The organism is Tepidimonas alkaliphilus (genome assembly GCF_007556595.1).
GTDB classification, from domain to species: Bacteria; Pseudomonadota; Gammaproteobacteria; order Burkholderiales; family Burkholderiaceae_C; genus Tepidimonas; species Tepidimonas alkaliphila.
Genome location: NZ_VJNB01000001.1, coordinates 83,330 through 96,539 on the forward strand (window position 1 = coordinate 83,330; position 13,210 = coordinate 96,539).

15 protein-coding genes are annotated in these 13,210 nt (G+C 72.1%); 6 read left to right on the forward strand and 9 right to left on the reverse strand.

The window, feature by feature from the left end; all coding sequences use genetic code 11:
* Window positions 1-91: 91 nt before the first annotated feature.
* The 3 genes from Talka_RS00400 to ntrC are packed head-to-tail and all read left to right on the forward strand — an operon-like array spanning window position 92 to window position 3,213.
* Window positions 92-625: an efflux RND transporter periplasmic adaptor subunit gene (locus Talka_RS00400; RefSeq protein WP_143889056.1), complete on the forward strand. Its 534-nt coding sequence runs from the start codon at window positions 92-94 to the stop codon at window positions 623-625.
* A 7-nt stretch (window positions 626-632) separates the two neighbouring features.
* The gene (gene glnL / locus Talka_RS00405) at window positions 633-1,703 is read left to right on the forward strand and encodes a nitrogen regulation protein NR(II) (protein ID WP_143889057.1); all 1,071 of its coding nucleotides are present in this window, start codon (window positions 633-635) and stop codon (window positions 1,701-1,703) included.
* 37 nt (window positions 1,704-1,740) lie between these two features.
* Window positions 1,741-3,213 (forward strand): nitrogen regulation protein NR(I), encoded by a 1,473-nt coding sequence (ntrC, locus tag Talka_RS00410; protein ID WP_143889058.1) that lies wholly within the window; start codon window positions 1,741-1,743, stop codon window positions 3,211-3,213.
* 58 nt (window positions 3,214-3,271) lie between these two features.
* On the opposite strand, the gene Talka_RS00415 is transcribed toward ntrC, so the two are convergent.
* Together Talka_RS00415 and Talka_RS00420 are read right to left on the reverse strand one after the other, a co-directional pair.
* A complete protein-coding gene (locus Talka_RS00415; protein ID WP_143889059.1) occupies window positions 3,272-4,063 on the reverse strand; it encodes an exodeoxyribonuclease III in 792 nt (263 codons plus the stop codon).
* Window positions 4,064-4,126: 63 nt separating this feature from the next.
* Window positions 4,127-5,008 (reverse strand): ferritin-like domain-containing protein, encoded by an 882-nt coding sequence (locus Talka_RS00420; RefSeq protein ID WP_246100503.1) that lies wholly within the window; start codon window positions 5,006-5,008, stop codon window positions 4,127-4,129.
* A gap of 16 nt (window positions 5,009-5,024) precedes the next feature.
* Here Talka_RS00420 and Talka_RS00425 point away from each other — a divergent pair, with 16 nt between their 5' ends.
* Window positions 5,025-5,552, forward strand: a complete 528-nt coding sequence (locus tag Talka_RS00425; protein WP_143889060.1) for a gamma carbonic anhydrase family protein — start codon at window positions 5,025-5,027, stop codon at window positions 5,550-5,552.
* A gap of 17 nt (window positions 5,553-5,569) precedes the next feature.
* Window positions 5,570-6,550 carry an Hsp33 family molecular chaperone HslO gene (hslO, locus tag Talka_RS00430; RefSeq protein ID WP_143889061.1) on the forward strand — a complete coding sequence of 327 codons (981 nt, stop codon included), beginning with the start codon at window positions 5,570-5,572 and terminating at the stop codon, window positions 6,548-6,550.
* Window positions 6,551-6,560: 10 nt separating this feature from the next.
* Here hslO and Talka_RS00435 read toward each other — a convergent pair whose 3' ends face one another.
* From Talka_RS00435 to Talka_RS00465, 7 genes are all read right to left on the reverse strand, one after another.
* The gene (locus Talka_RS00435) at window positions 6,561-6,863 is read right to left on the reverse strand and encodes a septum formation initiator family protein (RefSeq protein WP_143889062.1); all 303 of its coding nucleotides are present in this window, start codon (window positions 6,861-6,863) and stop codon (window positions 6,561-6,563) included.
* Between the two features lie 19 nt (window positions 6,864-6,882).
* The gene (gene eno / locus Talka_RS00440) at window positions 6,883-8,166 is read right to left on the reverse strand and encodes a phosphopyruvate hydratase (protein ID WP_143889063.1); all 1,284 of its coding nucleotides are present in this window, start codon (window positions 8,164-8,166) and stop codon (window positions 6,883-6,885) included.
* Window positions 8,167-8,232: 66 nt separating this feature from the next.
* Window positions 8,233-8,526, reverse strand: coding sequence for a DUF1330 domain-containing protein (locus Talka_RS00445; protein ID WP_143889436.1), 294 nt, complete (start codon window positions 8,524-8,526; stop codon window positions 8,233-8,235).
* A complete protein-coding gene (gene hepT / locus Talka_RS00450; RefSeq protein WP_246100504.1) occupies window positions 8,520-8,960 on the reverse strand; it encodes a type VII toxin-antitoxin system HepT family RNase toxin in 441 nt (146 codons plus the stop codon). The genes Talka_RS00445 and hepT overlap by 7 nt, the downstream gene beginning before the upstream one ends.
* Window positions 8,957-9,376: a type VII toxin-antitoxin system MntA family adenylyltransferase antitoxin gene (mntA, locus tag Talka_RS00455; RefSeq protein ID WP_143889064.1), complete on the reverse strand. Its 420-nt coding sequence runs from the start codon at window positions 9,374-9,376 to the stop codon at window positions 8,957-8,959. The genes hepT and mntA overlap by 4 nt, the downstream gene beginning before the upstream one ends.
* Window positions 9,373-10,233, reverse strand: a complete 861-nt coding sequence (gene kdsA / locus Talka_RS00460) for a 3-deoxy-8-phosphooctulonate synthase (protein ID WP_143889065.1) — start codon at window positions 10,231-10,233, stop codon at window positions 9,373-9,375. Before kdsA ends, mntA begins: the two co-directional genes overlap by 4 nt.
* Complete coding sequence (locus Talka_RS00465) at window positions 10,230-11,879, reverse strand: CTP synthase (RefSeq protein WP_143889066.1); 1,650 nt, start codon at window positions 11,877-11,879, stop codon at window positions 10,230-10,232. Before Talka_RS00465 ends, kdsA begins: the two co-directional genes overlap by 4 nt.
* Window positions 11,880-11,967: 88 nt before the next feature.
* Between Talka_RS00465 and coaBC the strand changes: the two genes are divergently transcribed.
* Entirely contained in the window at window positions 11,968-13,197 is a 1,230-nt protein-coding gene (gene coaBC, locus Talka_RS00470) for a bifunctional phosphopantothenoylcysteine decarboxylase/phosphopantothenate--cysteine ligase CoaBC (RefSeq protein ID WP_143889067.1), read from the forward strand.
* The last annotated feature ends 13 nt before the right edge of the window (window positions 13,198-13,210 follow it).

A 13,210-nucleotide genomic window follows, 5' to 3' on the forward strand; every position in this document is an offset into this window, starting at 1 on the left:
GATGATGGCGGGGCGGCCGGCGTGCCGCCCCGCGGCGTTTTCGGGGATACTGTGGTGCATGGCCATGCGAGCGAATCCGAAGCGATGCGGGATGGGGGGCGCCGTGCTGGCGGCGGCGCTGGTGGCTGCCGTGCCGGCGCTGGCCCAGGGCGGCAAGATCTGGCGCTGCGGCAACGAGTACACCAACAACCCCGGCGCCGACCCGGCCGCGCGGGGCTGCCGCGAGGTGCTGGGCGGCAACCTGACGATCGTCGAGGGCACGCGCCCGGCGCCGCCCCCCGGAGCCGCAGCCGCAGCGGGTTCATCGGCGGGGGCGGGTAGCGGCGCCGCCAACGGCGCGGCGCGCACGCCGGCCGAGCGCGTGACCCCGGACCAGCAGCGTCAGCGCGACCTGGAGGCGCGCCGCATCCTCGAGCAGGAACTGCGGCGCGCGCAGGAGCGGCTGGAGCAGGCGCGCGCCGAGTGGGCGCAAGCGCAGGCGGCCCGTCCGGCCGGGACGCGTGGCGAGGCGGCTTCAGGGTCGGCGCGAGCTGACGAATTGCGCGCCCGCGTCGAGCGCGCCGAGGCCGACGTGGCGGCGCTGCGGCGCGAGCTGGCGCGCCTGCCGGCGGCCGACGCCCGCTGAGCGCCCGATGGCCCGCGCGCACCCCCCCGCCGAATACGCGGCGCTGGACCTGCTGGCCACCCTGGTGGCGGTGGTCGACGGCCAGGGCTGCATCCGCTTCGCCAACCACGCGCTGGAAGACGCCATCGGCCTGTCGCGCCGCAACCTGCTCGGCGTCGATCTGGCCGACTGGCTCATGCAGCCGCAGCTGTGGCGCAACGCGCTGGACGGCGCGCAGGCGCACGAGTACGCCGTGGTGCGCTACGACACGCAGCTGCGCCGCCTGCTGCGTGAGCCGCTGCCGGTGCACCTGGTGCTGGCCGCCACCGAGTCGCGCGAGCAGCGCGTGGTCGAGATGCTGCCGCTGGAGCAGCAGGCGCGCCAGGAGCGCGAGGAGCGGCTGCTGGAGCAGGCGCAGGCCAACAAGGAGCTGATCCGCAACCTCGCGCACGAGATCAAAAACCCGCTGGGCGGCATCCGCGGCGCGGCGCAGCTGCTGCAGCTGGAGCTCGGGGATCGCGCCGACCTGGCGGAGTACACCGACGTCATCGTGCACGAGGCCGACCGGCTGCAGGCGCTGGTGGACCGGCTGCTGGCGCCGCACCGCCGTGCCCCGCAATGGGGCGAGGTCAACATCCACGAGGTGTGCGAGCGCGTGCGCGCGATCCTGCTGGCGGAGTTCCCGCGCGGTCTGGAGGTGGTGCGCGACTACGACACCTCGATCCCCGAATTCCGCGGCGACCGCGAGCTGCTGATCCAGGCGGTGCTGAATCTTGCCCACAACGCCGCGCAGGCGCTGCGCGAGCGCATCGAGGCGGGGGATGCCCGCATCACGCTGCGCACCCGCGTGCAGCGCCAGGTGACGTTCGGCAAGCGGCGCGTGCGGCTGGCATTGGAATTGCATGTGATCGACAACGGCCCCGGCGTGCCCGAGGACATCCGCGACCGCATCTTCTATCCGCTGGTGTCCGGGCGCGACGGGGGGACGGGGCTCGGCCTGACGCTGGCGCAGACCTTCGTGCAGCAGCACCAGGGCCTGATCGAGTGCGACAGCCGGCCCGGTCACACCGATTTCACGATCCTGATCCCGCTGTCGTAGGCCGGCGGGGCGGGGTCGGCAGCGTCGAGGCTTGCCCATGAAACCGATCTGGATCGTCGACGATGACCCCTCCATCCGCTTCGTGCTGGAGAAGGCGCTGGCGCGCGAGGGGCTGGCCACGCGCAGCTTCGATGCGCCCAAGGCGGTGCTGGACGCGCTGGCCGACGGCGCCGACGAGGGGCCGCAGGTGCTGGTCAGCGACATCCGCATGCCCGGCACGAGCGGCCTCAAGCTGCTGGAGCAGGTACGCCGCCAGCGCCCCGGGCTGCCGGTCATCATCATGACCGCCTACTCCGACCTGGACAGCGCCGTGGCGGCGTTCCAGGGCGGCGCGTTCGAATACCTGCCCAAGCCGTTCGACCTGCCCAAGGCGGTGGAGCTGATCCGGCGCGCGGTCGAGGAGAGCCTGCGCGAGGAGGAACAGGCCGCCGAGGCGATCCAAAGCGCCCCCGAGATCCTGGGCCAGGCGCCGGCGATGCAGGACGTCTTCCGCGCCATCGGGCGGCTCAGCCAGAGCCACGTGACGGTGCTGATCACCGGCGAGTCCGGCACCGGCAAGGAGCTGGTGGCGCGTGCGCTGCACAAGCACTCGCCGCGCGCCGGCGGGCCGTTTGTGGCCATCAACACCGCCGCGATCCCGAAGGACCTGCTGGAGTCCGAGCTGTTCGGCCACGAGCGCGGCGCCTTCACCGGCGCGCAGGCGCAGCGCCGCGGCCGCTTCGAGCAGGCCGAGGGCGGCACGCTGTTCCTCGACGAGATCGGCGACATGCCGCTGGAGCTGCAGACGCGCCTGCTGCGCGTGCTGTCGGACGGGCACTACTACCGCGTCGGCGGCCACGCGCCGCTGAAGGCCAATGTGCGCGTCATCGCCGCCACGCACCAGAACCTGGAGCAGCGCGTGCGCGAGGGCGTGTTCCGCGAGGACCTGTACCACCGCCTCAACGTCATCCGGCTGCGCCTGCCGCCGCTGCGCGAGCGGCGCGAGGACATCCCGCTGCTGGCGCGCTTCTTCCTGCAGCAAAGCGCCCGCCAGCTGGCGGTGGAGCCCAAGCGGCTGTCGGATGCGGCGCTGGCGGCGCTGCAGGCGTTTGACTTTCCCGGCAACGTGCGCCAGCTGGAAAACCTCTGCCACTGGCTGACGGTGATGGCCCCGGCCCAGGTGGTGGAGGTCAAGGACCTGCCGCCGGAGGTGCTGCAGGGGCTGGCGGCCGCCCAGCCGGCGCCCGCTGCCGCGCCCGGCGGGTCGTGGCCGCAGCCCGCGGCCGCCGCGGCGGTGGCCGCTGCGGCCGCCCCGGCACCCGGCTGGGAGGAGGGCCTGCGCGCCGAGGCGCAGCGGCTGCTGGCCGAGGGACGGCGCGACGTCTGGGATACGCTGACGCAGCGCTTCGAACGCTGCCTGATCGACGCCGCCCTGCAGACCACGCACGGCCGCCGCATCGAGGCCGCGCAGCGCCTCGGCATCGGGCGCAACACCATCACGCGCAAGCTGCAGGAGCTGGGGATGGGTTGAGTCGCGGCATGGAGTGAGGCCGCCGCCGTCGCCCCGGCGCGCCGGGGCGGGCGCGCGGTTAGCCGTCGAGCGTCAGCACCACCGGCGCGTGGTCGCTCGGCTGCGCTCGCTTGCGCAGCGCGCGCTCGATCGTGCAGGCGCGCACCAGCGGGCGCAGCGCCTCGCTGACGAGGATGTGGTCGATGCGCAGGCCGCGGTTCTTGACGAACGCGAGCTGCCGGTAGTCCCACCAAGTGTAGGTGCCGGGCGGCGGGTCGAACAGCCGCAGCGCGTCGTGCAGGCCCAGCTGCAGCAACGCCTGCAGGTGGGCGCGCTCCTCGTCGGTGCAGTGGATGGCGCCGCGCAGCCCTTCCGGATCCCAGACGTCGCGGTCGTCGAAGGTGATGTTGAAGTCGCCCAAGAGCACGAGGCGCGGATGGCGCGCCAGCTCGCCGGCCAGCCAGCCGCGCAGCGCCTGCAGCCAGCGCATCTTGTAGGCAAATTTGTCGCTGCCGGGCGCCTGCCCGTTGGGCACGTAGACGCCAACCACGCGCAGCGGTGCGTCGGCGCCAGCGGGCTGCACGGTGGCGGCGATCAGGCGCGCCTGCTCGTCGTCCAGGCCCGGCAGGTTGCGCTGCACGTCGGTCAACGTGCCGGGCGCGCGCACCAGCAACGCCACGCCGTTGTAGGTCTTCTGGCCCAGCCAGGCGGCGTGGTAGCCGGCCTGCGCCAGCGCCTCGTGCGGGAACTTGTCATGCGGCAGCTTGAGTTCCTGCAGCGCCACCACGGCGGGGGCGCGCTCGGCCAGCCAGTCCAGCAGCTGCGGCAGGCGCACCGCGAGCGAATTCACGTTCCAAGTGGCGATATCCATGGGGCGGTGGGTGGAAGGGGGGGGCGAAGCGAGCGAGGGTCGAGCGAGGTGGCGGCGGACGTTTCAGGGGGCTTGCTGCAGCCACGCCAGCTCGGCGGCGCTAAAACCCGCGCGCTGGCGCGCCTCCGTGTTGAGCGGCGGACGCGGCCGCGGGGCGCGGTACTGTCGCATCAAGTGGCGGAAGTGCGGCAGCGGCTCCAGCCCGCGCTGCGCGCACAGCCAGCCGTACCAGCGGTTGCCGATCGCCACGTGGCCAACCTCGTCGCGCAGGATGACGTCGAGGATCGCCGCCAGCGCCAGCGCCTGCGGCGTGCCGGCCTGGCGCAGCTTGGCCTGGATCGGCGGCGTGGCGTCCAGCCCGCGCGCCTCCAGCGTGCGCGGCACCAGCGCCATGCGCGCCACCACGTCGCCGGCGGTGCGCGCGCACATCGTCCACAGGCCGTCGTGGGCGTCGAAGTCGCCGTAGGCCCAGCCGCGGCCGCCGTCGGGCCGCGGCAGCGTGGCCAGGTGCTGGCGCAGCAGGTCGAAGTGCTCGGCCTCCTCCGCGGCTACGCGCCACCAGTCGCGGTAGAAGTCGGGCGGCAGGCCGTCGAAGCGCCACACCGCATCCAGCGCCAGGTTGATGGCGTTGAACTCGATGTGGGCGATGGCGTGCGCCAGCGCCGCGTGCCCCTCCGGCGTGAACGGGGAACGCGCCGGTACCTCAGCCGGGTCGACCAGCCGCGGGCGCGACGGGCGGCCCGGCAGCGGGCGATCCGGCGGGGGTGTGAGCATGGCGTGCAGGTCGAGCCAGCCCGACTGCGGCCAGCCCGCCGCCGACCACGCGAGCCAGGCCGCGCGCACCCCGGCCACCTTGGCGGACGGATCCGGTTCCGTAAGCCAGTGCAGCGCCTCGGCGCGCATGTCGCGGGCGGTGGCGGAAACGGTGGACGGCGCAGCGGGCATCGATAGAATTCTAAGGATGGCGATTTACCAGCTCGACGACCTGCGTCCCGACCTGCACCCCACCGCCTGGGTGGCCGACAGCGCCCGCGTGATCGGGCGCGTGGCGCTCGGGGCCGACGTCAGCGTCTGGGACGGCGCCGTGCTGCGCGGCGACAACGACCCGATCACGATCGGCGAGGGCAGCAACGTGCAGGACGGCAGCGTGCTGCACACCGACGTCGGCGTGCCGCTGACGATCGGCGCGCGCGTCACGATCGGGCACATGGTGATGCTGCACGGCTGCACGATCGGCGACGAGTCGCTGATCGGCATCGGCGCCATCGTGCTCAACGGCGCGCGCATCGGCCGCCACTGTCTGGTGGGGGCGGGTGCGCTCGTCACCGAGGGCAAGGCGTTTCCGGACGGCGTGCTGATCCTCGGCAGCCCGGCCAAGGTCGTGCGCAGCCTGAGCCCCGAGGAGATCGAGGCGCTGCGCTTGAGCGCCCGGCACTACATCGACAGTGCGCGCCGCTTCCGCGCCGGCCTGCGCCGGCTGGACGCCTGACGGCAGGGGCGGCGCGCGTGTCGGAATTGCAGCGCTTCCTGTTCGACGGCGTGCCGGTGCGCGGCGCGCTGGTGCGGCTGACCGGCGACTGGCAGGCGCTGCTGCAGCGCCGCGCGGCCTGCGGCGGCTACCCGCCGGCGGTCGCGGCGCTGCTGGGCGAGATGACCGCCGCCGCGGTGCTGCTGCACACGCACGTCAAGTTCGCCGGCACGCTGGTGCTGCAGATCCTGGGCGACGGGCCGGTCAAGGTGGCGGTGGCGGAGGTGCAGCCGGATCTGGCCTTCCGCGCCACGGCCACCGTGATCGGCGAGGTGGCGCCGCAGGCGCCGCTGGCGGACATGGTCAACGTGCTGGGGCAGGGCCGCTGCGCGATCACGCTGGACCCGCGCCAGGCGTCGCCGAACCTCAAGCCGTACCAGGGCATCGTGCCGCTGGTGGATGCGTCCGGCCGCAAGCTGCCGCGCCTGGCGGACATGCTGGAGCACTACATGCGCCAGAGCGAGCAGCTCGACACCCGGCTGGTGCTGGCGGCCGATGAGCGCACCGCCGCCGGGCTGCTGATCCAGCGCATGCCGACCACCGGCGAGGGCAACCTCGCCGGCACCGCGGCGGTGACCGCCGAGGGCGACGCGCTGGACGCCAACGAGGACTTCCGCCGCCTGGCGCTGCTGGCCGGCAGCCTCAAGCCGGAGGAGCTGCTGACGCTGGACGGCGACACCATCCTGCACCGTCTGTTCTGGCAGGAACGGCTGCTGCGCCTGGCGCCGCAGGGGCAGGCGAGCCAGCCACATTTCGCCTGCACCTGTTCGCGCGAGCGCGTGGCGGCGATGCTGCGCGGGCTGGGCGTGTCGGAGGTGGAGGCGATCCTGGCGGAGCAGGGCGAGGTGGACGTAGCGTGCGAGTTCTGCGGCCAGCGCTACCGCTTCGATCCGGTGGATGCGGCGCGGCTGTTCCTGGAGCCGGCGCAGCACTCCCCCGGCAGCGACCAGCTGCAGTAGGGCGGCCCGCTCACGGACGCGCGCCGACGGCGGCTGGGCGCTGGATCTGCACGAAGATCTCGTCGGGCTTGACCAGCCCCAGCTCCTGGCGCGCGATCTCCTCCACCGTCTCCAGCCCCTCGCGCAGGTCGCGCACCTCGGCGGCGAGCCGCTCGTTGCGCTGGCGCGCCTGCTCGTTGGCCAGCTCCAGCTCCGCCAGCTCGCGCCGCAGCGCGCGCACTTCCGCCACGCTGGCCCGGCCGAACCAGATGTGCCCCTGCACCAGCGCGAGCAGCGCCAGCAGCAGCAGCGTCACCCAGCGCGCCGGGCGCATCGGGGTCGTCCGGTTGCGGTCAGCGCAGGTTGTAGAACGCGTCCCGGCCCAGGTAGACCGCCACGTCGCCCAGGTCCTCCTCGATGCGCAGCAGCTGGTTGTACTTGGCCATGCGGTCGCTGCGGCTCATCGAGCCGGTCTTGATTTGACCGGCGTTGGCGCCGACCGCGATGTCGGCGATGGTGCTGTCCTCGGTCTCGCCGGAGCGGTGGCTGATGACGGCGGTGTAGCCGGCGCGCTTGGCCATCTCGATGGCCGCAAACGTCTCGGTCAGCGTGCCGATCTGGTTGATCTTGATGAGGATGGAGTTGGCGATGCCCTTGGCGATGCCTTCCTTCAGGATCTTGGTGTTGGTGACGAACAGGTCGTCGCCGACCAGCTGCACCTGCTTGCCCAGCCGCTGCGTCAGCAGCGCCCAGCCGTCCCAGTCGCCCTCGGCCATGCCGTCCTCGATGCTGACGATCGGGTATTTGTCGCACCAGGTGGCCAGCATGTCGGTCCATTCGGCAGCGCTGAGCGCCAGCCCCTCACCCTCCAGGTGGTAGCGGCCGTCGCGGAAGAATTCGCTGGAGGCGCAGTCCAGCCCCAGCGCCACCTGCGTGCCGGGGGTGTAGCCGGCCTTCTCGATCGCTTCCAGGATCAGCTGGATGGCGGCCTCGTGGTTGGCCACGCTGGGCGCAAAGCCCCCTTCGTCGCCGACCGCGGTGCTCATGCCGCGGTCGTGGATGATTTTTTTGAGCGCATGGAACACCTCGGCGCCCCAGCGGATCGCCTCGCGGAAGGAGGGCGCGCCCACCGGCAGGATCATGAACTCCTGCAGGTCGAGGTTGTTGTTGGCGTGCGCGCCGCCGTTGATGACGTTCATCATCGGCACCGGCAGCGTGGTGGCGGCGCTGCCGCCAAAGTAGCGGTACAGCGGCAGACCGGATTCCTCGGCGGCGGCGCGCGCCACCGCCAGGCTGACCGCCAGCATGGCGTTGGCGCCGAGGCGGCTCTTGTTCTCGGTGCCGTCCAGCTCGATCAGCGTCTTGTCGAGGAACGCCTGCTCGCTCGCGTCAAGCCCCAGCACCGCTTCGCTGATCTCGGTGTTGATGTGCTCGACGGCCTTCAGCACCCCCTTGCCGAGGTAGCGGCTGGGGTCGCCGTCGCGCAGCTCGATGGCCTCGCGGCTGCCGGTGGAGGCGCCGGACGGCACGGCCGCACGGCCCATCACGCCCGACTCCAGCAGGACGTCGCACTCGACGGTGGGGTTGCCGCGGCTGTCCAGGATTTCGCGTCCGACGATATCGACGATGGCGCTCATATGTGGGTTCCTTCGTTGCGTGGGATGGTGGGAAACGGATCCATCAAAGGGCCGGGAGGCGGGCCCTCAGGCCGCACCCTCGACGGCGATCATGCGCATGACGGCAGCCCCGGCGCGCGCCTCGCGCGCGCGGCGGTATTCGGGCGAGTCGTAAAACGCGCGCGCCGCCTCCACCGACGGGAAGCGCAGCACGACGATGCGGCTGGGCTGCCAGCTGCCTTCCAGCACGGTGACCGCGCCGCCGCGCACCAGCACCTCGGCGCCGTGCGCCTGCATGGCGGCGCTGGACCAGCGCTTGTATTCCTCGTACTGTTGCGGATCGGTGACGTCAACGTCGGCGATGATGTAGGCGCTCATGATGGTTCGGTGGGGGTGTCGAGGGCGCGCTGCAGCACCAGGCCGGCAAAGCGCAGCAGGGTGTCCAGTTCGCGGTCGATGACCGCGCGCGCAATCTCGGGGTCGAGATCCTGGTATTCGTGCACCAGCACGTTGCGAAACGCCACCATGCGGCCCAGCTCCGCCGCCAGCGCGGCGTCGATCCAGCCATGGCGGGCCAGCGCCTGGAACGCGGCGCGCGCGCCTTCGGGCGCGCCCAGCCGCGCCTCGGCCACGATCAGGTTGGCCATGTCGATGGCCTGCTCGCAGGCGCGCTGGACGTTGAGCAGCGCCGCATCCTGGTGCGTGAAGTCGTGCGCGAAGTCGTCGGTGGCGGCGCGCTCGGCGCGCGCCCGCTGCACGGCGCGCTGCAGCCGCTGGGCCTTCTGGGCCAGCACCTCGCGCAGCGTCGGCGTCACGCGGCGGCCTCCTGCAGCTCGGTGGCAAGCCGGCGCAGCGCGGCGCGGCGGGCCGGCTGCAGATCCTGCCAGTCGCGCAGCACGCGCGCCCACAGGCGCCAGGCGTCGCGCTCATCCTGCGCCAGCAGCAGCCGCCCGCTCGAGAGGACGATGAACTGCGTCACGGTCGGCGCGCGCGCCAGATCCAGCAGGTCCACCTCGCGCCCGAGCCGCTCGCCGAGCCGCGCGGCGGCCTGCAGCCAGCGTTCGGCGGGCAGCGGCTGGGCCAGCCACACCGCGACGTCCAAGTCGCTGTCGGGGCGCAGCGCGTCGCGCGTCGCACTGCCGTGCAGCCAGGCCAGCGTCGCCTCCGGCAGCGCGTCGCGCAGCGCCGTGCGCAGCGCCTCGTCGAGCGGGTGGGCCTGCGGCGGCGTCATGCGGCGGCGAACTCCGCTTCCAGCAGCGGCTGGCGCTTGACGACGGCGTCCAGCTCGCGCAGCGACTCCAGCAGCGGCCGCATGAACTTCAGCGGCACGGCGTTGGGGCCGTCCGACAGCGCCCGCGCCGGGTCGGGGTGCGTCTCCATGAACAGCCCGGCGATGCCGACCGCCACCGCGGCGCGCGCCAGCGGCGGCACGAACTCGCGCTGGCCCCCGCTGCTCGTGCCCTGGCCGCCGGGCAGCTGCACGCTGTGGGTGGCGTCGAACACCACCGGCGCGCCGCTTGCGCGCATGATGACCAGGCTCCTCATGTCCGACACCAGGTTGTGGTAGCCGAAGCTGTAGCCGCGCTCGCAGGCGAGGAAGTTGTCCTCCGGCAGGCCCTTTTCGCGCGCGGCGGCGCGGGCCTTGTCGATGACGTTTTTCATGTCGTGCGGCGCGAGGAACTGGCCCTTCTTGATGTTGACCGGCTTGCCGGACTGCGCCACGGCGCGGATGAAGTCGGTCTGGCGGCACAGGAAGGCCGGCGTCTGCAGCACGTCCACCACCGCCGCCACGGCCGGCACCTCGGCCTCGGTGTGCACGTCGGTCAGCACCGGCACGCCAATCTCGCGCTTCACTTTGGCCAGGATCTCCAGCCCGCGCTCCATCCCGGGGCCGCGGTACGACGCGCCGCTGGAGCGGTTGGCCTTATCGTAGCTGCTCTTGAAGATGAACGGGATGCCGAGCTGCGCCGTGATCTCCTTGAGCTGGCCGGCCACGTCCATCTGCAGCTGCTCGCTTTCGACCACGCACGGGCCGGCGATGAGAAAGAACGGTCGGTCGAGCCCGACCTCGAAGCCGCACAGCTTCATGCGCCGGCCTCCTGCCGCTGGCGCTGGTGCTGCAGCGCCGCGGCGATGTAGGCGTTGAACAGCGGGTGGCCGTCCCACGGGGTGGACTTGAACTCCGGGTGGAACTGCACACCCATGTACCACGGGTGCACGTCCTGCGGCAGCTCGATGATTTCGGTGAGCTGCTCGCGTTGCGTCAGCGCCGAAATCACCAGCCCCGCCTGGCGCAGCCGATCGAGATACTGCGTGTTGGCCTCGTAGCGGTGGCGGTGGCGCTCGGTGACCACCGGGCCGTAGATCTGGTAAGCGAGCGTCCCGGGGAGCACGTCGGCGCTTTGCGCCCCCAGCCGCATCGTGCCGCCGAGGTCGCCGCCCTCGCTGCGCTTCTGCAGCGTGCCGCTGGCATCAAGCCACTCGTCGATCAGGGCGATGACCGGGTGCGGCGTGTGCGGGTCGAACTCGGTGGAGTTGGCGCCCGCGAGCCCCGCGACGTGGCGCGCGAACTCGATCGTGGCCACCTGCATGCCCAGGCAAATGCCCAGGTACGGCACCTTGTGCTCGCGCGCGAACTGGGCGGCGCGGATCTTGCCTTCCACGCCGCGTTTGCCGAAGCCGCCGGGCACGAGGATGGCGTCGAAGCCGCCCAGGCGCTGGCCGACGTCGCCGCTTTCCAGCGTCTCGGAGTCGATGTAGCTGATCGCCACCCGCACGTGGTTTTTCAGGCCCGCGTGGCGCAGCGCCTCGTTGAGCGACTTGTAGCTGTCGGACAGATCGACATATTTGCCAACCATGGCGATGCGCACTTCGCCTTGCGGGTGCTCGACCTCATAGACCAGGTCGTCCCAGCGCTTGAGGTTGGCCGGCGGGGTGTGCAGGCGCAGCTTGTCGCAGATCAGGCCGTCGAGCCCTTGCTCGTGCAGCACGCGCGGCACTTTGTAGATGGTGTCCACATCCGGCAGCGAGATGACCCCCCACAGCGGCACGTTGGTGAACAGGCTGATCTTCTCGCGTTCCTCGTCGGGGATGACGCGGTCGGCGCGGCACAGCAGCGCGTCGGGCTGGATGCCGATCTCGCGCAGCTTTTGCACCGTGTGCTGGGTCGGCTTGGTCTTGAGCTCGCCGGCGGCGGCGATCCACGGCACGTAGGTCAGGTGCACGAAGGCCGAGTTGTTCGGCCCCAGGCGCAGGCTCATCTGCCGCGCCGCCTCCAGGAACGGCAGCGACTCGATGTCGCCGACCGTGCCGCCGATTTCGGCGATCGCCACGTCCACGCCCTCGGCACCGCGCTGGATGAAGGTCTGGATCTCGTTGGTGACGTGCGGAATCACCTGCACCGTCTTGCCGAGGTAGTCGCCGCGGCGCTCCTTTTCCAGCACCGACTTGTAGATCTGCCCGGTGGTGAAGTTGTTGGTGCGCTTCATCCGCGTGGTGATGAAGCGCTCGTAGTGGCCCAGATCCAGGTCGGTTTCGGCGCCGTCGTCGGTGACAAACACCTCACCGTGCTGGAACGGGCTCATCGTGCCCGGATCGACGTTGAGGTAGGGGTCGAGCTTGATCAGCGTGACCTTCAGGCCGCGCGACTCCAACAGCGCGGCCAGCGACGCCGAGGCGATCCCCTTGCCCAGGGATGACACCACGCCGCCAGTGACAAACACGTATTTGGTCATGACGAGGGGCGGGCCGCGCCTCGGCCCGTCGGTGAAAAACCGATTATAAAAGCCGCCTCTGGCTCGCCGCGCGCTATAGTGCAGCCGCATGAAGGAGCTGCACGACAAGCGCATCGTCCTGGGATTGACCGGCGGCATCGCCTGCTACAAGGCGGCGGAGCTCGCGCGCCAGCTGGTGCAGGCCGGCGCCCAGGTGCGCGTGGTGATGACCGAGGCGGCGGCGCAGTTCATCACGCCGCTGACGATGCAGGCCCTTACCGGCCACCTGGTCGTCTTGAGCCAGTGGGACGCGCGCGAGCCCAACGCGATGGCGCACATCAACCTGGGTCGCTGGGCCGACGCGATCGTGGTGGCGCCGGCGAGCGCCGACTTTTTGGCGCAGCTGGCGCAGGGCCGCGCCGGCGAGCTGCTGGCGCTGCTGTGCCTGGCGCGTCCCGCCGAGCGTGTGCCGCTGCTGCTGGCCCCGGCGATGAACCGCGAGATGTGGGCGCACCCGGCCACGCAGCGCAACGTCGCGCAGGCCGCGGCCGACGGCGCGGTGGTGCTGGGCGTGGGGCAGGGTGAGCAGGCGTGCGGCGAGGTCGGCGATGGCCGCATGCTGGAGCCCGAGGAGATTGTCGAGGAGCTGATCGCCCACCTGCAGCCGAAGCTGCTGCGCGGCCGGCGCGTGCTGGTGACGGCGGGGCCGACGTTCGAGCCGATCGACCCGGTGCGCGGCCTCACCAACCGCAGCAGCGGCAAAATGGGCTTTGCGCTGGCGCGCGCGGCGCGCGAGGCCGGCGCCGAGGTGACGCTGGTGACCGGCCCGGTGCACCTGCGCGCCCCGCGCGGCGTGCGCCGCGTGGACGTGCAGACCGCGCAGCAGATGCTGGAGGCCGTGCTGGCCGAGGTCGAGGCCGCCGACGTCTTCATCGCCGCCGCCGCCGTGGCCGACTGGCGGCCGGCGCAGGCCGCCGAGCGCAAGCTGAAAAAAGACGGCAGCGGCGCGGCGCCGACGCTGGCCTTCGTCGAGAACCCGGACATCCTGGCCACCGTGGCGGCGCTGCCGCGCGCGCGCCGCGGCGAGCTCTACTGCGTCGGCTTTGCCGCCGAAAGCCACGATCTGCTCGCGCACGCGCAGGCCAAGCGCGCGCGCAAGGGCGTGCCGCTGCTGGTGGGCAACATCGGCCCGGCCACCTTTGGCCGCGACGACAACGCCCTGCTGCTGGTGGACGAGCGCGAGGCGGTGGAGCTGCCGCCGGCGCCGAAGATCACGCTGGCGCGCCAGCTCGTCGGCGAGATCGCGCGCCGGCTCGGCCTGCCGTGTGAGGCGGACTGACGCGGCCGAGGGG

Excerpts from the sequence above, each read along its gene's own strand:
- Talka_RS00465 (WP_143889066.1), bottom strand. The coding sequence starts at position 11,879 with ATGACCAAATACGTGTTTGTCACTGGCGGCGTGGTGTCATCCCTGGGC.
- kdsA (WP_143889065.1), bottom strand. The coding sequence starts at position 10,233 with ATGAAGCTGTGCGGCTTCGAGGTCGGGCTCGACCGACCGTTCTTTCTC.
- mntA (WP_143889064.1), bottom strand. The coding sequence starts at position 9,376 with ATGACGCCGCCGCAGGCCCACCCGCTCGACGAGGCGCTGCGCACGGCG.
- glnL (WP_143889057.1), top strand. The coding sequence starts at position 633 with ATGGCCCGCGCGCACCCCCCCGCCGAATACGCGGCGCTGGACCTGCTG.
- Talka_RS00435 (WP_143889062.1), bottom strand. The coding sequence starts at position 6,863 with ATGCGCCCGGCGCGCTGGGTGACGCTGCTGCTGCTGGCGCTGCTCGCG.
- eno (WP_143889063.1), bottom strand. The coding sequence starts at position 8,166 with ATGAGCGCCATCGTCGATATCGTCGGACGCGAAATCCTGGACAGCCGC.
- Talka_RS00400 (WP_143889056.1), top strand. The coding sequence starts at position 92 with ATGGGGGGCGCCGTGCTGGCGGCGGCGCTGGTGGCTGCCGTGCCGGCG.
- Talka_RS00420 (WP_246100503.1), bottom strand. The coding sequence starts at position 5,008 with ATGCCCGCTGCGCCGTCCACCGTTTCCGCCACCGCCCGCGACATGCGC.
- Talka_RS00425 (WP_143889060.1), top strand. The coding sequence starts at position 5,025 with ATGGCGATTTACCAGCTCGACGACCTGCGTCCCGACCTGCACCCCACC.
- ntrC (WP_143889058.1), top strand. The coding sequence starts at position 1,741 with ATGAAACCGATCTGGATCGTCGACGATGACCCCTCCATCCGCTTCGTG.
- coaBC (WP_143889067.1), top strand. The coding sequence starts at position 11,968 with ATGAAGGAGCTGCACGACAAGCGCATCGTCCTGGGATTGACCGGCGGC.
- Talka_RS00415 (WP_143889059.1), bottom strand. The coding sequence starts at position 4,063 with ATGGATATCGCCACTTGGAACGTGAATTCGCTCGCGGTGCGCCTGCCG.